Source organism: Streptomyces mangrovi, from assembly GCF_900114215.1.
Taxonomy (GTDB): domain Bacteria; phylum Actinomycetota; class Actinomycetes; order Streptomycetales; family Streptomycetaceae; genus Streptomyces; species Streptomyces barkulensis.
Map to the genome: position 1 here is coordinate 219,992 of NZ_FOSG01000002.1, position 15,707 is coordinate 235,698.

Genomic DNA, 15,707 nt, shown 5'->3' on the forward strand with positions numbered 1-15,707 from the left:
TACCTTTGCTGTGGAACTACGGAGGTTCGCTGCGGCTCACTTGCCGCCGTTGACGGTGGCCTCCTCGACCCCGGCGTCGGTGACCTCCCACTTCTCCAGCACCTTCTGGTACTCGCCGTTCTCGATGATGGCGTCCAGGGCCGCCTTGATGGCGTCGCGCAGCTCGGTGTTCTCCTTGCTGACGGCGATGCCGTAGGGGGCGGCGTCGATCTGGTCGCCGACGACCTCGAAGTCCTCACCGCCGCCGGAGGTCTTGGCGTTGTACGCGGCGACCGGGTAGTCGTTGATGTCGGCGACCGCGCGGCCCTGCTTGACCTGGAGGAGCGCCTCGGTGTCCTTGTCGAAGGCGAGGATCTTGATCGGCTTGTCGCACTTCTCGCTCTGCGCCTCGGCGAGCTCCTCGTTCGCCGTACCGCGCTGGAGCGCGACGGTCTCGCCGCAGAGGTCGTCCAGGGACTTGATGCCCTCCGGGTTGCCCTTCTTGACCAGGATCGTGGAGCCGGCCCGGAAGTAGTCGACGAAGTCGACGCCCTCGCCGACCTTCTCGCCCTTGTCGTCCAGGCCCTCCTGGCGCTGCTTGGTGTCGGTCATCGCCGACATGATGATGTCGTGGCGACCGGAGTTCAGACCGGTGATCAGCCCGTCGAAGGTGCCGTTGCCGAACTCGAACTCGACGCCGAGCTGCTTGCTCAGGGCCTCGCCCAGGTCGGGGTCGATACCGGCGATCTCGTCGTTCTCGTCGTAGAACTCGACCGGCGCGTACGCGATGTCCGAGCCGACCTTGATGACGCCGGCGGACTGGATGTCCTTGGGGAGCTTGTCGAACAGCGGCGCCTCGGAGCTCTTGGCCTCGCCGCCGCCCTTGCCGCCCTCGTCGGTCTGGTCCCCGCACGCGGTCAGCAGCAGGGAGCCGGTGATCGCGACGGCCGCGGCGGCGGCCAGGCGCCGGCGCGCGGACGGCCCGCGGGAGCCTTCCACCGAGGGCAGGGGGCGGTTGGTGCGTGCGGTCATGAGGGGGTCCTCCTGCGGGGTGATGTGGAGTGTCCGGGGTCGTCCGGGCACGCCCGGGGCGCGCGGCGACACTGCGTGATGTGGGCATCTTGCCATCCGGACACCCGAGGTCAGGATGCCTGGCATGTCAAAATCGGATAACGGGCGACCGGGAAAGATCGGCGCCTGACGAGACGTATGCCACCACCCGCCCGGCCGCCTCGCTCAAATGAGCGGCGGCGCGCACACAGGGGGAGAGAGCTTCATCACTCCCCTCCCGCGGCGTCGATCGGCCTTCCACCCTCTCTACAGGCTCTTTGCCCAGGATGCCCCATGTCCGGCGCACTTCGCGGGCAGCCGGTGAGACGGAAGACATTCGTGCACGGTGGCGCTCATCCGGTAGAAAGAGCAGTTACACCCCTCACCCGGGGACCAGGGCGTGAGTGCGACGCGCCCGGCGTCCGTTACCACCTCGACGGCGGCCCCATCCGCCGGAGAGGCCGCGGACGTGGTGCCCGCCCGCGCCTCGACCAGGCAGCGGCCACCCTCGATCAGGAATTTCAGCAAAGGGGTCAAAAAGTGGCAGCGGAGATCGTCAATTCCCAGGGCAAGCTGGACGGCGGCGTCGAGTCGGCCATCGATCCGGCGTTCGCCCTGCACCGCGGCGGCAAGATGGCGGTCCGGGCGACCGTGCCGGTGCGGGACGCGGACGACCTTTCCCTGGCCTACACGCCGGGTGTGGCCAAGGTGTGCAGCGCCATCGCCGAGCAGCCGGAACTGGTCCACGACTACACCTGGAAGTCGCAGGTCGTCGCGGTCGTCACGGACGGAACCGCGGTGCTGGGCCTGGGCGACATCGGCCCGCAGGCGTCGCTGCCGGTGATGGAGGGCAAGGCGATCCTCTTCAAGCAGTTCGGCGGCGTGGACGCGGTCCCGATCGCGCTGGACTGCACCGACGTGGACGAGATCGTGGAGACCGTCGTCCGGCTCGCGCCCTCCTTCGGAGGCGTCAACCTGGAGGACATCTCCGCTCCGCGCTGCTTCGAGATCGAGCGCAGGCTCCAGGAGCGCCTGGACATCCCGGTCTTCCACGACGACCAGCACGGCACGGCGATCGTCACGCTCGCCGCGCTGCGCAACGCCGCCCGGCTGCGCGGCGTCGCACTCGGCGAACTGCGCGCGGTCATCTCCGGGGCCGGCGCGGCCGGGGTGGCCATCGCGAAGATCCTGGTGGAGGCCGGCATCGGCGACGTGGCGGTCTGCGACCGCAAGGGCATCGTCTCGGCCGGCCGCACCGACCTCACCGACGTCAAGCGGGAGCTGGCGGGCTTCACCAACAAGGCCAAGCTGAGCGGATCGCTGGAGTCCGCGATGGACGGCGCGGACGTCTTCATCGGCGTGTCCGGCGGCACGGTCCCCGAGGAGGCCGTCGCGAGGATGGCGAAGGACGCCTTCGTCTTCGCCATGGCCAACCCCACTCCGGAGATCCACCCGGACGTCGCCCGCGGTTACGCCTCGGTCGTCGCCACCGGCCGCAGCGACTACCCGAACCAGATCAACAACGTCCTGGCCTTCCCCGGCATCTTCGCCGGCGCCCTCCAGGTGCGGGCCTCGAAGATCACCGAGGGCATGAAGCTGGCCGCCGCCGAGGCGCTGGCCGCGGTGGTCTCCGACGAGCTGAGCGCCGACTGCGTGATCCCCTCCCCGTTCGACGAGCGGGTCGCCCCGGCGGTGACCTCCGCCGTCGCCGCCGCCGCCCGTGCGGAGGGCGTGGCGCGGCGCTGAGCGCCGGTCGAGCGCCCACCGTGTGACACGGTCGCGCGGGGGCGGTACGGGCCTGGTCCCGTACCGCCCCCGCGGCCTTTCCACCCGCGAGCCGTCTCCGGGCCGCCGGCCCCGGTCACTTCAGGCCGAGCACCATCGCGTCGGCCGGCGACGCCCACACCGTCCGCGCCTCGGCGAAGCCCGCCGCGCGCAGCGCCTCCACATGCCAGGCCGCGGACTGCGTCTCACCGTCGGCGTGGTCCCCCGCCACCGGGTCGCCGAAGATCCGGAAGCGCTCGGCGGCCGGCTCCGCCAGCACCGGGTCGGCGGCCGCCGCCGCCCACCAGTCCGCCCAGTCCTGGGTGCCCGCGGCCTTCTCCCGCTCGCGCCGCGCCCGGTGGAAGGCGTTGACGGCCTCGTTGATCCGGGGCGTGGCGGGGTCGGGCATGTGGTCGGCGTTGATCAGGATCCCGCCGTCCCGCAGGACGCCCGCGAGCCGCCCGTACAGCGCCCGCAGCTCGTCGGTGCGCAGCCAGTGCAGCGCGGTGGAGGTGAGCACGGCGTCGTACGACCGGTGCGGCAGGGCGTCCGTCCACCGCGGGTCGCGCAGGTCCGCGGTGACGAACGCGGCGCGGGGCTCGGCGGCGAAGTGGCCGCGCGCGATGGTCAGCAGGGCCGGGTCCAGATCGACCCCGGTGCCGGCGGCCCCGGGGAACCGGCGCAGCAGCCGGCCGGTGATGCTCCCCGTGCCGCAGGCCAGGTCCAGCACCTTCGGCTCGGTCCCCACCAGCGCCTCGACGGCGTCGAGCATCGCCGCGAAGCGCTCCTCCCGGTCGGGCATGTACCACTCCTGCTGCCGGTCCCAGCTCTCCTGCCAGTGCCTCCACCGCTCACCCTCGGCCGTACCCGCCGGCCCGCCCGTCCCCGTCCCGGCCTCCGTGTCCGCCTGTGTCACGACAATCTCCCGCACCCTGGATACGTAATAGCCTGTATTGAGGCGCGCCCCTTACCCGCCCCTCTCCCCGACCATAGAGCGAGACTGTAAGGACCACAAGTGGAACTGAACTATTACTCGGACTTCGCCGTGCGGCTGGTCAACACCGAGCAGCCGCGGCGCGGCGAGGACACGCTCACCTCCGTGGAGGCCGTACGCGCCCTCTTCGGCCCGGGCCAGAGCGCCGCGCGGCGCGCCACGGAGGCCGACGTGACCCGGCTGCGGGGGGTGCGTACCCGGCTGCGCGCGGTCTTCACCGCCGCCTCGGAAGGCGACGAGACCAGGGCCGTGGACCTGCTCAACGCCCTGCTGCTGGAGTTCCCGGCCAGCCCGCAGATCTCCGGCCACGACTACCTGGACGACGCCGGCCGCCCCCGCTGGCACATGCACCTGGCCGACCACCCCGCCAACGCCACCGCCGGATACACGGCCGTCGCCTGCATGGGTCTGGCCTTCCACCTCACCGACCTGGGCGTGGACCGGCTGGGCGTCTGCCAGGCCGACCCCTGCCGCAACGCCTACCTGGACACCTCGACCAACCGCTCCCGGCGCTACTGCTCCGACCGCTGCGCCACCCGCGCCAACGTCGCCGCCTACCGGGCCCGCAAACGCCTGGAAAGCAGCGGCCGCAGCGCCGAGAACACCCAGCCCAGCAACGCGCCCGGGGTGCGCTGAACCTGCCGCGGGGGCCGCAGCCGCACCCACGCCCGCGCCACCACGAGCTCGTCGGGCACCACCCCGAACTCGCGGCTGTCGTTGCGCACCGACGGGTTGTCGCCCCGCACCCACCAGCCGCCGTCCCGCCGCTCCACGGCCCGCTTGACGATCAGCAGGTCGTGCTGGAAGGGATGCCGCACCACGACCACGTGCCCGGGCCGCACCGCTCCCCCGTAGCGCACCACCAGCAGATCGCCGGGGCGCAGCGTCGGCTCCATCGACGGGTTGTAGACTTCGGCCAGCCCGATCCGCAGCAGCCCGCGGCCCTCCTGCTCGTCCGCCCGCTCCGGCATCCGCCGCACCTCCGCTCCCGTGCTCGCCCCTGCGCCCTGCCCGTGTACCCTCCTGGTCCCCACATCCCTCGGACTTTTGTCGCAGGCGAGTGGGGGCACACGCGAAAAGGCGCTCCTCACGGAGTAATCTCGCACGTGAGAAGACGATCACGAGGAAGGACAGCTCTATGCTCTCCCGCCTGTTCGCCCCGAAGGTGAAGGTCAGCGCCCACTGCGACCTTCCCTGCGGCGTCTACGACCCGGCCCAGGCCCGCATCGAGGCCGAGTCGGTCAAGGCCATCCAGGAGAAGTACCAGGCGAACGACGACCCGCACTACCGGGCTCGTGCGACGTACATCAAGGAGAACCGGGCCGAGCTCGCCAAGCACCACATCTCGGTGCTGTGGAGCGACTACTTCAAGGCCCCGCACTTCGAGAAGTACCCGCAGCTCCACCAGCTGGTGAACGACGCCCTCAAGGCCGCCTCGGCCGCCAAGGGCTCCACCGACCCGGCCACGGGCCAGAAGCTGCTGGACCTCATCGCCGAGATCGACAAGATCTTCTGGGAGACCAAGAAGGCCTGACCCGGGTTCCGGGGCCCGGCCCCGGCCCATCCAGGACCCACCGGTCCTTCCTTCCGCGCCCGGCCCGCGGGTTCCCCACCCGGAACCCCGCGGGCCGGGCGCGGCCCCCTCCGGCCGGTCACGGGCCGCACGGCAGGCCTCGGTCGCTCAGGAAACCTGCCGCGTGAACAGCAGGGTGGGTTCGGCGAGGATGTCGCGGCCCAGTTCGCTCTTGTAGATCAGGTCGATGCTGCCGAAGCGGGCCTGGCCGTAGTCCAGGCCGAGTTCGGCGACCGCCTTGCGGACGGCGTCCTCGGAGGTGCTCTCGACCTCCAGGAAGGTGGGCAGGTCCGGCCAGGTATCGAGGTCGTAGGTGACGATGCCGAGCCGCCACTCCTCGCGGTAGTTCTGCTGGTAGCGCACCTGGCGCAAGCCGAGGGCGGTGAGGAGTTCGGCGGTCTTCTCCAGGTCGCTGACCTCGACCTCGATCTCGGTGGTGCCGTTGATGTGGGTGGCGTCGGTGACCTGCTTCAGGGTGAGCGTGGTCCTGCCGCCCTCGTCCCGCAGTCGCAGCCACTGCTCGCCCTGGACGGCGTCGTTCTCGAAGATCAGGCGGGTGAACAGGGTCTTGTCGAGGACCCGCTCGGCTCCGGCCGACCGGAGGTGGTCGCGTACGGCGTCCACGTCGATCGCCAGGAACTTCGCCTCATACTCGTGCTGTGCCATCGCTTCCTGTTCTTCCTCGGTGGGTGGGGCCTATGCGGTCAGGTCGTGGAGGTCCTGCTCGCGCAGCTTTCTGACCTCGGCGCACACGTCGCTGCCCACGAACTCTTCCACGGGCAGGCACAGGTCCATGCGCTGAATGCACACACCAACGTGAAAGGTGCCCTTCGGGTCGCGGTAGAGCCGCACCCCGTAGTAGCCCTCCTGACAGTCGACGCTGTTGTTGAACCGGCAGCCGGCGCACGTCTGGGGCAGTCGCAGCGAACGGATGTGCTTGACCACGAGCGGACGGCAGCCGGGGAGCCGGTAGGAGATGCGGAAGCTGGACGTACCGGCGATCAGCTTCACCTCCTGCGGCTGGGCGCCGAGCTCGTCCAGAAGGAGATCGATGGCGTCCAAGGAGGCGTCCCCGTCGGCCAGGGAGGTCAGGATCCGGACGGACAACTGCGGGGAGTACTTCTCCAGCAGCCGGTGAACCCGGTGGACGTGGCCGCGGTCGGGGATGACGATGTTCGCCCGCGCTCCCACTCCCAGTTCCGTCGTCAGGCGGATCGACTCCTCCAGTGCATCGATCTTGCGTGCCGTAAGAGGCCGTGTCCGGAGGCGTGCGTTCTGTACCTGCGCGAGTTCCTCCGGGGTGGTGCCGAAGATCGAGAAGTTGACGTGGTCGAGTCCCGCCTGCGCACACCCGGGCAGGACTTTCGCGCCGTTCTCCCCGTTCGAGGTGACGCTGACCGCGTAGCCCGTATCTCTCGCCAGGGCGACGAGCTGCGGCAGCCGAGGGTGGAGGGTCGGCTCTCCTCCGGTGAGGTGGATCTCGTTCAGGTCCAGGGCGTCGCGGAGCTGGGTGAGGGCGGTGCGGAAGGAGTCGTCGGGGAAGACCGGGGCGCTGACGAAGCGGGCACCGTTCGTGGCGAGATAGATCGAGACGCGCCCGGAGCGGCCGGTGGTGGCGAAGCTGCCGGGGCGGTGTGCGCGGTTGTCCACGCTGACCGGGGTGCCCTCGTTGTGGCAGAACGTGCACGTCATGCCGCACGAGTCGATGACCTTTACGCGCAGGGTGCGGTCCATCGACACCCGGACGGGAACAGCACTGCTGAGACCTCGTAAGGCGCGGTGCTGGAACATGTGATGCTCCTTCGCATCATGGGAGTGGTTGTGGAACCCCGCCCCTGCCAGGCTCGGGCCGCCGTAGGGGGTACGGGCATACGCACTGGCAAGGGCGGGGCGTCAAGGTCCGGTTCTCACGGCCGAAAGGGGACCGTGTGCGGGATCGGTATCGGCATGCCGAGGCGAGTCAGTTCTGCGAGGCGAATGCGTCGGGGGTGGTGTGCGCGGCGCGGGGCAGCTCGGCCGTGTGCTGGTCCAGGTCGTGCTCGGCGACCTGGACCAGCATCAGAGCCGTGGCACCGGAACCCAGTGCCCACAGCCATCCCAGGCAGGTCTCGAGGTCCCCGGGCGGCCGGACGTGGGCGCTGACTCGTCGACCAACAGATGACAGAGCCTTCACAGATGGGCCTTTCTGGTGAGATATCCCTGCTTGGCGCACGCGAGTCCGCCTGCGCCGGTGCTGGTGGGGGTAAGGCGAGGAGTTGTGCTTGGCTACGCGGTCGCCCGAAGGAGCGGACTGTTGAAGCGTCAGGCCGCCGCAGTCGGTCGGGCCTGGTCGGTCAACGGCCCTGTTCGGAGCCCGGCATCATCAGGGGCGATCTCGAACCAGACCACCTTTCCGGCGCGGTCCGGTCTGGTTCCCCATGCTGCGGACAGTGCGGAGACGAGCAGCAGCCCCCGTCCCGACTCCGCGTCCAGCACTTCGTTTTCCACCCGCAGGGGGTTCGGAGCGGCGTCGGTCACCTCAACTCGCACTCGGACGCCGGTCCAGCGGACACAGACAGCACAGGTGGAGCCGGTGTGCACCACGGCGTTGGTGATCACCTCGCTGGTCAGCAACCGCAGGTCATCCATCCGGCCCTCGGGGACGTCCAGTCCCCACCTGCGGACCGTGTCCACAACCCGACGCCGCGCCGCCGACACGGCTTCGTCAGTGGGCGTCACCAGGAAGCCGTAGCGCCTGGACTCGGCCACTCGTTTCGGCACGGCAGACCACACTCCGCTTCCCTCTCGCCTCGACGCCCGAAGAACCGGGCCGGGCTACGACCATCCACCGGCGCCCGCCGGCTCTGGAAGGTTTCACGGGGGTTTCAATGCCGCGCCGACTTCATGCGCAGGGCGTATCGGCCGCGCTACGTTGAGCATGCACACAGGCGATGACGTAAACAGGCCGCGACGGGGGTCCTGATGACCGGTCAGCCGGAAGAAGTGCTCCAGCACCCACTGTCCTACGCGCGAGCCGCGCTCGGAATGGGTAAGGCGAGATTCGCCGAGACGGTCCGCCTCCACGGACAGCTCCTGGGCCACAACCTGGGGACCACACGCTCGACCGTCTTCAAGTGGGAACGGGGCGACCACGTGCCGGACGACCCCACTCAGGAAGTCATCGCCCACCTGCTGCAGATCCCCGAGTCGGTCCGGAAAGCAACCCCCTGGCCCCGCTGGCTCCCCGCCTGGGACTCCCTGACTTTTGCCGCACCGTGGACCCAGACAGCTACGCTGGAAGCCCTGACCTCACTTGCGGGGAGTGGACCCATGGACCGGAGAGGCTTTCTCGGTATCGGCGGTGCGGCACTCGTCGGCATTGGTACGCAGTGGGCAGCAGCCGACCCTGCCATCGCCGCGGCCGCGACCGGAGACAAGGTCACGTCCGCCACGGTGGACCGGATGAGCGACCGGGTCGAGTCACTGCGCGCCATGGAACAGGAGACCGGAGGCGGCGACTACCTGGACTCCGCACGCACCGACCTGAGCCTGATCAGCCGCATGCTCAAAAACGGCCGGTACAGCGAGGAGACCGCCCAGCGGCTCTACACCCTGGCCGCGGAAGTGTGCTGCCTGCTGGGCTGGATGAGCTACGACGCCAGCCTGCACACCGCCGCCCAGCAGCACTACACCGCCGCCCTCCGGGCCGCCAAGACGGCGGGCGACGACACCCTCGGCGCCCACACCCTGTGCTTCATGGCCACCCAGGCCGCCAACCAGCGCGAGCAACGTGCCGCCGTCGGCCTGATGGAATCCGCCGACGCCGTACGCGACCGCGTCCCGGCCACGATGCGAGCCTCCCTCGCCGCCCACCAGACCACCGTCTACACCAAGACCGGCGACAAGCGGAAAGCGGCAGCGGCCCTCAACCGAGCCTTCGACGCCCTCGACCGCGACGACCGCTCCGACACACCCCCCTACCTTGAGTGGTTCGGCGAAGCCCAGCTCCGCTCCACCGAGGGCCGCTTCCTCCTGGCGACGGGCCAGGCGGCAAAGGCCACCGAGGCCCTGGAACGCTCGGTGAACCAGGCGGCCCCCCGCGACCGCGCGGTCCGCTACGGCACCCTCGCCCTCGCCCACCAGCGCAACGGCGACCTCGACGGCGCACTGGACGCCACCCACAAGGCAGCCCACCTCATCGAGGAAGGCATCCACTCCCAGCGCGGCGTGGAACGCCTCCAGGAAGTCCGCAAGGCATTCGCCCCCTACCGCAACGAAGCGAAGGTCAAAGAAGCGTCCGAACGGATCGCAGCCCTGGCCTCCTGATACAGGCGCGCAGACGGGCTACCCGTGGGTAAAGCTTCTGGACGCTCGATACCCGGCTGCAGAACGGTTCGTTAGACGAGTACGCCAGCAGGCTGCTCGGCCGCCGAGATCGACCGTCTGATGGCCTCACCCGCACCAAGGAGCCACACCCGCACATGATCGAGACCACCACCCGCGTCCACCACCTCAACCTCTACCGCCGCTACTTCGACCTCGTCGCCGCGGGCCGCAAGAACATCGAGGTCCGGGTGCGCTACCCGCACCTGGCCGACATGGCCGCCGGCGACACCATCCGCTTCCGGATCAAGGGCACCGACGAGGTCTGCGACGTACGGGTGAAGCGGGTGACCGCGTACGACGACTTCGAAGCCCTCCTCGACGCTGAAGGCCCCGCCAACATCAACCCCACCGCCACCCGCGGGGAACAGCTCGTCAACATCCGCACCATCTACCCGCCCGAGAAAGAAGCTCTCGGCGCCCTCGCCATTCAGATTGAGCGCGTCCTGTAAGGACCCGGGCATGTGTGCACCCGAAACTCGGCGCGGCCGAGTGCGGCCCCTCCCGCCACCGCCGTAACGACGACCACCGGCCGGCGCGGGCTCAGGCGGCCGGGTGGTGGTGGGCCAGCGCCAGGTGCGGGTCCGCATGGCCCGGGGCGGGTGCCGGGTCGGCGTGCACCAGTGCCGCAGTCGGTTTCGGGACCGCGTGCAGCAGCGCGTGCTCGGCCTCCACCGCGATCCGGTGCGCCCGGCGCACGCTGAGATCTCCGTCGACGACGACGGCGATCTCGGCGCGCAGCCGGTGGCCGATCCAGCGCATCCTCAACTCGCCCACCCCGCGTACGCCTTCGACGCCCAGCAGGGCCTTCTCCGCGGTGTCGACCAGGCCGGGGTCGACGGCGTCCATGACCCGGTGGAACACCTCCCGGCAGGCGTGGCGCAGCACCAGCAGGATCGCCACGGTGATCGCCAGGCCCACGATCGGGTCGGCCGGCCGCCAGTCCAGTGCGGCGCCACCGGCGCCGAGCAGCACCGCCAGCGAGGTGAAGCCGTCGGTGCGGGCGTGCAGGCCGTCGGCGACCAGGGCGGCCGAGCCGATCTCCCGGCCGACGCGGATCCGGTAGCGGGCCACCCACTCGTTGCCGACGAAGCCGGTGACCGCGGCGGCGGCCACGGCCGGGATGTGCTCCATGTCCCGGGGGTCGGCCAACCGGTCGATCGCGGTCCACGCGGCCAGTGCGGCGGAGGCGGCGATGGTGGCCACGATGACGACGCCGGCCAGGTCCTCGGCCCGGCCGTAGCCGTAGGTGAAGCGGCGGGTCGCCGCCCGGCGCCCGAGCAGGAAGGCGATCCCCAACGGCACCGCGGTCAGCGCATCGGCGAAGTTGTGCACGGTGTCGCCGAGCAGAGCCACCGACCCGGACATCGCCACCACGACCAGCTGGGCCAGGGCGGTGGCGCCCAGCACGGCCAGGGAGACCCACAGCGCGCGCAGCCCGCGGGCCGAGGACTCCAGCGCACGGTCGATCCTGTCGGCCGACTCGTGCGAGTGCGGGGTGAACAGGTGCGCCGCCCGGTGGCGCATCCGGGGCCACCGGCCGCCCGGTCCGTGGTCATGACGGCGCCCGCCCTGCCCGTGCCTGTGGGCGGATCCGTGGTCGTGTGCGTGCCCGGTCCCCTCCATGCGGCCTACCGTGGCACAGGGAACCCATTGCGGCTACTGCCGATATACAGGCTGTGACCAGGTGCGACACGCTCGCAGGTGCGTTCCGGGAGCCCCTGCGGGCAAGAGGCGCTGTCACAGGCGGCCGGCAGGGTCGTGACCATGACCGACACCTCCTCGGCGATCGCCGGCTACTGGGACGCGGCCGCGCCCTCCTTCGACGACGAACCCGACTTGTGGGGCCGTGCCGTGGACGACGAGCGGTACGCGCTGATCGCCCGCCTGTGACGTCCCGTCCCTGCCCCGGCCTGCGGCCGGGGCACCCGTGCAGGGACCGCGGGCACGGCCTCAGGGGCGGTAGATCATCTCCAGCAGGCCCGCCGTGATCAGGAACCACGCGCCGATGCCGAAGAGCCAGACCATCTCCAGGACGAAGCCCGCGGTGACCAGGACCAGGGCGGCGACGGCCAGGGCGGCGATGGTCCTGCGGACGCCGCTGTCGAAGAGGGGGCCCCTCATCCGGCCGCGCCCGGGCACCGGTGCGGCCGACCGGCGGCGCACGCCCGGTGGGCGGGGACGCCTACCGGCCTCCCGGCTGCCGCCGTGGACAGCTCCGGCGGCAGCCGGAGAACAGGTGTCATGAGCAACACTGTAGGCAAGTCGCGCCCCTGGCACGAGCCCCGGCACCGGGGTGGCTATCGTCTTCTGGTGCATACGAGCGAGAGCCGTCCCTGTGGCGGAACGGGGACGCCGTGGTAGCCCGCCCGGGCCTGCGTCGGCTGCGGTTCCGGCATCCGGCCCAGGTCGTCGTGGCCGGCTTCGCCGCGGCCGTCGCGGTCGGGACGGTGCTGCTGATGCTGCCGATCGCCAAGGAGGGGCCCGGCGGCGCGAGCGTGCTGGAGGCGATGTTCACCGCCACCTCCGCCGTCTGCGTGACCGGGCTGGTGGTGGTGGACACCCCGGTCTACTGGACCGGCTTCGGCGAAGGGGTGATCCTGGCGCTGATCCAGGTCGGCGGCTTCGGGATCATGACCTTCGCGTCCCTGCTGGTGGTGCTGGTCTCCCGCCGCCTCGGGCTGCGCGCCCGCCTCACGGCCGCGGCGGAGACCAAGACCCTGGGACTGGGCGAGGTGCGCTCCGTCGTGGCCGGGGTGGTCAAGTTCAGCCTGGCGCTGGAGGCGGTCACCGCCCTGGTACTGACCCTGCGGTTCGGGCTGGGCTACGACGAGCCCTGGCCGCGGGCGGTGTGGCTGGGCGTCTTCCACGCGGTCTCCGCGTTCAACAACGCCGGTTTCGCCCTCTACACCGACAGTCTGATGGACTTCGTCACCGATCCGTGGATCTGCCTGCCCATCGCCTTCGCCGTCATCGCCGGCGGCCTGGGCTTCCCCGTGCTGTTCGAACTGCGCCGCCGCCTGCGCCGACCGCGCGCCTGGTCCCTGCACACCAAGATCGTGCTGTGGGGCACCGGGATCTTCCTGGCGGGCGGCACCGTGTTCATCACGGCCCTGGAATGGTCCAACCCCGCCACTCTCGGACCGCTGAACGTACCGGGGAAGCTGCTGGCCGGTTTCTTCCAGGGCGGTGCGATGCCGCGCACCGCCGGCTTCAACAGCCTCGACGTCGGGCAGATGAATCCCGCCAGCTGGCTGGTCACGGACGTGCTGATGTTCGTCGGGGGGTCCAGCGCGGGAACGGCCGGCGGTATCAAGATCACGACCTTCGCCGTACTGTTCTTCGTCATATACGCCGAAGTGCGCGGCGAGGGCGCGGTCAACATCTTCAACCGCCGTCTGCCCGGTGACGTCCAGCGGCAGGCGCTCACGGTGGTGCTGCTGTCGGTGGCCGCCGTGGCCGCCTCCACGATCGTGTTCATGGTCTTCACCGACATCAACCTCGACCGGTCCCTGTTCGAGGTCACCTCCGCCTTCGCCACCGTGGGGCTTTCCACCGGTATCACCGCGGACCTGCCCGCGACCGAGCAGATCCTGCTGGTCATGCTGATGTTCATAGGCCGTCTGGGCCCGATCACGGTGGCCTCCGCGCTCGCCCTGCGCCCCCGTGTCCGCATGTACGACCTGCCCGAGGAGCGACCCGTCATTGGCTAAGCACCCCGCGTCGAGCAAGAAGGCGGCACCGGACCAGGGCCGCGGTGGCAGACCCCGTCATCGCGAGGCGCGTCGCCGCGAGGCCCGCCGCGACTCCGTGGTCGTCATCGGCCTGGGCCGCTTCGGCAGCGCCCTGGCCCTGGAACTGGCCGACGAGGACACCGAGGTCCTGGGCATCGACCACCGGGCCGAAGCGGTGCAGGGCCTGTCCGGCTCCCTCACCCACGTGGTACGCGCCGACTCCACCAAGGAGGAGGTCCTGCGGCAGCTCGGCGTGCACGAGTTCGAGCGGGCCGTGGTCGGCATCGGCACCGATCTGGAGGCCAGCATCCTGACCGCCTCCCTGCTGGTCTCCTTCGGCATCCCCAACGTGTGGGCCAAGGCCATCAGCGAGCCCCACGGCCGCATCCTCACCCAGCTCGGTGTCCAGCACGCGTCTACCCCGAGCACGACATGGGCCAGCGCGTCGCCCATCTGGTGCGCGGCCGGATGCTGGACTACATCGAGTTCGAGGACGACTTCGCCATGGTCAAGACCAGCCCTCCGGAGGACATCATCGGCCTGACGCTGGGCAACAGCGGGGTGCGCACCCGCCACGGCGTCACCGTCGTCGCCGTCAAGCGCCCCGGTGAGGGCTTCACCTACGCCACCGCCGACACCGTCGTGGAGGAGGGCGACACCATCATCGTCGCCGGCCACACCCGCCAGACCGAGCGCTTCAGCGAACTGCAGTAACCAGCCCGGCCCTCCGCCCGTCCGTGAGGCCCCGCTCAGGGCGTCTCGCCGTTCCCCGGCGCGTCCACCCAGTCCGGGAGGGGCTCGCACAGCTCACGCCAGGCGGCGGGGACGGCCTCCAGGCCCGTACGGGCGGCCACGACGCCGCCGGTGATCGCGCAGGTGGTGTCCACGTCCCCCAGTCCCTCGGCCGTGCTCCACAGCGCCGACACCAGATCGTCGAGGTGGTGGGCGGCGCTCCACAGTGCGAACGGCACGGTGTCCGCGGCTCGGACGCGCGCCCCGTTGCCCAGGATGTCCGAGGCACGGTGGGCCGGGGTTCCGGCCGGCAGGGCGGCGGCCGCCAGCAGCCCGTCGCGCACCGGTCCCCCGGGAGTGGCCCCGGCCGTCTCACCGAGCAGGTCGCCGGGAGCGTGCGGCTCGCGGCCGCGTCCGCCGGCGGCCAGGGAGGCGGCCACCGCGACCGCCACGGCCCCGGCGACGCCCTCGGGGTGGGCATGGGTGACGGCCGCCGAGGCGGCGGCCTCGGCGGCGGCGCGCTCCGGGTCCCCCGCGAACCAGGCGCCCAGTGGGGCGGCCCGCATGGCGGCGCCGTTGCCGAGGCTGCCTCCGCCGCCGAAGAGCGCCTGCGCCCCGCTCTCCCAGCCGCCCGGGTCGAGTGCGAGCCGCGGCAGCAGTTCGTGCATGCCGTAGCCGTAGCCCCGTCCCGGATCGGCCGCGTACGCCGCGGCGAACTCGCGCGCCAGCGCCTCCGGGTCGACCGCCCGTGCCCGCAGCAGCACCCGCACCACGCACAGCGCCATGGCGGTGTCGTCGGTCCAGTGCCACGGTGCCTCGTCCGGGATCCGGCGGGCACGGATCATCGCGGCCGCCTCGGGCGGCTCGCGGAAGAACCACCGCTGCCCGAAGCCGTCGCCCAGCGCCAGACCGCGCAGGCTGTCCGACGCCGCGGCGGGCATGCCGCCCTGACCGCTGTCCGGTCCCCCTGTGTCCGTCATGCGGGCCATGCTGGCCGCCGAGGCCCCCCGGCGCCACCCCGCCCATGGTCGGGGGGCTCGCGGGAGCCATACTCGCCTCCGGACACCGCGGGCCGCCGGCCCGGCCGGTCGTCGTCGTTCAGACGAGCTGGCCGGTCCTGCGGGCGAGCTGGGCGCGCCCGAACAGCAGGGCGTAGCCGGGCGGCAGCCGGTCGATGATCCGGTCGAGCAGGTCCTCGTCGGCGAGTTCGGCGACCACGCTCAGTACCGAGCTGACGTCCCAGCGCGCCGTCGCCGGGGTCGCGCCCTCGATGCGGGCCGCGACGCTGTCGACGAACTGCGCGCCGCTGAGCGGTTTGACCACCTTGAGCTGGTCGGTCAGCACACGCACTCCCTCCTGCGGAAGGCGGACGGCCAGTTCCGTGCGCTCAGCACCGGTGAGATGGCCGCCGAGCGCCGAGAGCACGATCCGGGAGACGCGCTCCGCCTCCTTGGCCGTCGGGTACTGCCCCCGCTCGCGTACCTGCGCCACGAACTCGCTCCACCGCATGATCCATCTC

Annotated in this window: 19 protein-coding genes; 9 read left to right on the plus strand and 10 right to left on the minus strand. The window is 71.1% G+C overall.

Annotated elements, in window-relative coordinates; all coding sequences use genetic code 11:
- Nucleotides 1-36 precede the first annotated feature (36 nt).
- Nucleotides 37-1,011 carry an ABC transporter substrate-binding protein gene (locus BM237_RS03690; protein ID WP_093847749.1) on the minus strand — a complete coding sequence of 325 codons (975 nt, stop codon included), beginning with the start codon at nt 1,009-1,011 and terminating at the stop codon, nt 37-39.
- Nucleotides 1,012-1,569: 558 nt separating this feature from the next.
- Here BM237_RS03690 and BM237_RS03695 point away from each other — a divergent pair.
- The gene (locus tag BM237_RS03695) at nt 1,570-2,775 is read left to right on the plus strand and encodes an NAD(P)-dependent malic enzyme (protein ID WP_093847751.1); all 1,206 of its coding nucleotides are present in this window, start codon (nt 1,570-1,572) and stop codon (nt 2,773-2,775) included.
- A gap of 115 nt (nt 2,776-2,890) precedes the next feature.
- Here the strand turns inward: BM237_RS03695 and BM237_RS03700 are convergent, their stop codons facing one another.
- Nucleotides 2,891-3,709, minus strand: coding sequence for a class I SAM-dependent methyltransferase (locus BM237_RS03700; protein WP_245793383.1), 819 nt, complete (start codon nt 3,707-3,709; stop codon nt 2,891-2,893).
- Between the two features lie 99 nt (nt 3,710-3,808).
- Here BM237_RS03700 and BM237_RS03705 point away from each other — a divergent pair, with 99 nt between their 5' ends.
- Complete coding sequence (locus BM237_RS03705) at nt 3,809-4,423, plus strand: CGNR zinc finger domain-containing protein (protein ID WP_093847753.1); 615 nt, start codon at nt 3,809-3,811, stop codon at nt 4,421-4,423.
- Here BM237_RS03705 and sodX read toward each other — a convergent pair.
- Nucleotides 4,342-4,758: a nickel-type superoxide dismutase maturation protease gene (sodX, locus tag BM237_RS03710; RefSeq protein WP_093847755.1), complete on the minus strand. Its 417-nt coding sequence runs from the start codon at nt 4,756-4,758 to the stop codon at nt 4,342-4,344. The genes BM237_RS03705 and sodX overlap by 82 nt on opposite strands.
- Nucleotides 4,759-4,925: 167 nt before the next feature.
- On the opposite strand from sodX, the gene sodN reads away from it, so the two are divergent.
- On the plus strand, nt 4,926-5,321 hold the full coding sequence (sodN, locus tag BM237_RS03715; RefSeq protein WP_093661405.1) for a superoxide dismutase, Ni: 396 nt from the start codon (nt 4,926-4,928) through the stop codon (nt 5,319-5,321).
- A 147-nt stretch (nt 5,322-5,468) separates the two neighbouring features.
- Here the strand turns inward: sodN and BM237_RS03720 are convergent, their stop codons facing one another.
- The 3 genes from BM237_RS03720 to BM237_RS03730 form a co-directional block, all read right to left on the minus strand.
- Nucleotides 5,469-6,026 carry a class IV adenylate cyclase gene (locus BM237_RS03720; protein WP_093847757.1) on the minus strand — a complete coding sequence of 186 codons (558 nt, stop codon included), beginning with the start codon at nt 6,024-6,026 and terminating at the stop codon, nt 5,469-5,471.
- Nucleotides 6,027-6,056: 30 nt separating this feature from the next.
- Nucleotides 6,057-7,151 (minus strand): radical SAM protein, encoded by a 1,095-nt coding sequence (locus BM237_RS03725; protein ID WP_093847759.1) that lies wholly within the window; start codon nt 7,149-7,151, stop codon nt 6,057-6,059.
- Between the two features lie 510 nt (nt 7,152-7,661).
- Nucleotides 7,662-8,108: an ATP-binding protein gene (locus tag BM237_RS03730; RefSeq protein WP_245793384.1), complete on the minus strand. Its 447-nt coding sequence runs from the start codon at nt 8,106-8,108 to the stop codon at nt 7,662-7,664.
- A gap of 213 nt (nt 8,109-8,321) precedes the next feature.
- Between BM237_RS03730 and BM237_RS28930 the strand changes: the two genes are divergently transcribed.
- Nucleotides 8,322-9,665, plus strand: a complete 1,344-nt coding sequence (locus BM237_RS28930; RefSeq protein WP_139238055.1) for a helix-turn-helix domain-containing protein — start codon at nt 8,322-8,324, stop codon at nt 9,663-9,665.
- 155 nt (nt 9,666-9,820) lie between these two features.
- The gene (locus tag BM237_RS03740; protein ID WP_093847763.1) at nt 9,821-10,174 is read left to right on the plus strand and encodes an ASCH domain-containing protein; all 354 of its coding nucleotides are present in this window, start codon (nt 9,821-9,823) and stop codon (nt 10,172-10,174) included.
- A 91-nt stretch (nt 10,175-10,265) separates the two neighbouring features.
- On the opposite strand, the gene BM237_RS03745 is transcribed toward BM237_RS03740, so the two are convergent.
- Entirely contained in the window at nt 10,266-11,348 is a 1,083-nt protein-coding gene (locus BM237_RS03745) for a cation diffusion facilitator family transporter (protein ID WP_093847765.1), read from the minus strand.
- 141 nt (nt 11,349-11,489) lie between these two features.
- Between BM237_RS03745 and BM237_RS30220 the strand changes: the two genes are divergently transcribed.
- Nucleotides 11,490-11,615, plus strand: coding sequence for a hypothetical protein (locus BM237_RS30220; RefSeq protein WP_281253888.1), 126 nt, complete (start codon nt 11,490-11,492; stop codon nt 11,613-11,615).
- A gap of 60 nt (nt 11,616-11,675) precedes the next feature.
- Here the strand turns inward: BM237_RS30220 and BM237_RS29140 are convergent, their stop codons facing one another.
- Nucleotides 11,676-11,846 (minus strand): hypothetical protein, encoded by a 171-nt coding sequence (locus BM237_RS29140; protein ID WP_175540873.1) that lies wholly within the window; start codon nt 11,844-11,846, stop codon nt 11,676-11,678.
- A gap of 233 nt (nt 11,847-12,079) precedes the next feature.
- On the opposite strand from BM237_RS29140, the gene BM237_RS03755 reads away from it, so the two are divergent.
- The 3 genes from BM237_RS03755 to BM237_RS29675 are packed head-to-tail and all read left to right on the plus strand — an operon-like array spanning nt 12,080 to nt 14,170.
- The gene (locus BM237_RS03755) at nt 12,080-13,435 is read left to right on the plus strand and encodes a TrkH family potassium uptake protein (RefSeq protein WP_217655790.1); all 1,356 of its coding nucleotides are present in this window, start codon (nt 12,080-12,082) and stop codon (nt 13,433-13,435) included.
- Entirely contained in the window at nt 13,428-14,000 is a 573-nt protein-coding gene (locus BM237_RS29670) for a potassium channel family protein (RefSeq protein WP_245793385.1), read from the plus strand. The genes BM237_RS03755 and BM237_RS29670 overlap by 8 nt, the downstream gene beginning before the upstream one ends.
- Nucleotides 13,925-14,170: a cation:proton antiporter regulatory subunit gene (locus BM237_RS29675; RefSeq protein ID WP_245793386.1), complete on the plus strand. Its 246-nt coding sequence runs from the start codon at nt 13,925-13,927 to the stop codon at nt 14,168-14,170. The genes BM237_RS29670 and BM237_RS29675 overlap by 76 nt, the downstream gene beginning before the upstream one ends.
- Before the next feature lie 35 nt (nt 14,171-14,205).
- On the opposite strand, the gene BM237_RS03765 is transcribed toward BM237_RS29675, so the two are convergent.
- Both BM237_RS03765 and BM237_RS03770 read right to left on the minus strand, forming a co-directional pair.
- On the minus strand, nt 14,206-15,168 hold the full coding sequence (locus BM237_RS03765) for an ADP-ribosylglycohydrolase family protein (RefSeq protein ID WP_093848102.1): 963 nt from the start codon (nt 15,166-15,168) through the stop codon (nt 14,206-14,208).
- 118 nt (nt 15,169-15,286) lie between these two features.
- Nucleotides 15,287-15,697, minus strand: coding sequence for a DUF2267 domain-containing protein (locus tag BM237_RS03770; RefSeq protein WP_175540874.1), 411 nt, complete (start codon nt 15,695-15,697; stop codon nt 15,287-15,289).
- Between the last annotated feature and the right edge of the window lie 10 nt (nt 15,698-15,707).

Bases quoted from the DNA above. Each gene is read 5' to 3' on its own strand.
- BM237_RS03690 (WP_093847749.1), bottom strand. From the start codon at position 1,011: ATGACCGCACGCACCAACCGCCCCCTGCCCTCGGTGGAAGGCTCCCGC.
- sodX (WP_093847755.1), bottom strand. From the start codon at position 4,758: ATGCCGGAGCGGGCGGACGAGCAGGAGGGCCGCGGGCTGCTGCGGATC.
- sodN (WP_093661405.1), top strand. From the start codon at position 4,926: ATGCTCTCCCGCCTGTTCGCCCCGAAGGTGAAGGTCAGCGCCCACTGC.
- BM237_RS03720 (WP_093847757.1), bottom strand. From the start codon at position 6,026: ATGGCACAGCACGAGTATGAGGCGAAGTTCCTGGCGATCGACGTGGAC.
- BM237_RS03725 (WP_093847759.1), bottom strand. From the start codon at position 7,151: ATGTTCCAGCACCGCGCCTTACGAGGTCTCAGCAGTGCTGTTCCCGTC.
- BM237_RS28930 (WP_139238055.1), top strand. From the start codon at position 8,322: ATGACCGGTCAGCCGGAAGAAGTGCTCCAGCACCCACTGTCCTACGCG.
- BM237_RS03740 (WP_093847763.1), top strand. From the start codon at position 9,821: ATGATCGAGACCACCACCCGCGTCCACCACCTCAACCTCTACCGCCGC.
- BM237_RS03745 (WP_093847765.1), bottom strand. From the start codon at position 11,348: ATGGAGGGGACCGGGCACGCACACGACCACGGATCCGCCCACAGGCAC.
- BM237_RS30220 (WP_281253888.1), top strand. From the start codon at position 11,490: ATGACCGACACCTCCTCGGCGATCGCCGGCTACTGGGACGCGGCCGCG.
- BM237_RS29140 (WP_175540873.1), bottom strand. From the start codon at position 11,846: ATGAGGGGCCCCCTCTTCGACAGCGGCGTCCGCAGGACCATCGCCGCC.
- BM237_RS29675 (WP_245793386.1), top strand. From the start codon at position 13,925: ATGCTGGACTACATCGAGTTCGAGGACGACTTCGCCATGGTCAAGACC.
- BM237_RS03765 (WP_093848102.1), bottom strand. From the start codon at position 15,168: ATGACGGACACAGGGGGACCGGACAGCGGTCAGGGCGGCATGCCCGCC.
- BM237_RS03770 (WP_175540874.1), bottom strand. From the start codon at position 15,697: ATGCGGTGGAGCGAGTTCGTGGCGCAGGTACGCGAGCGGGGGCAGTAC.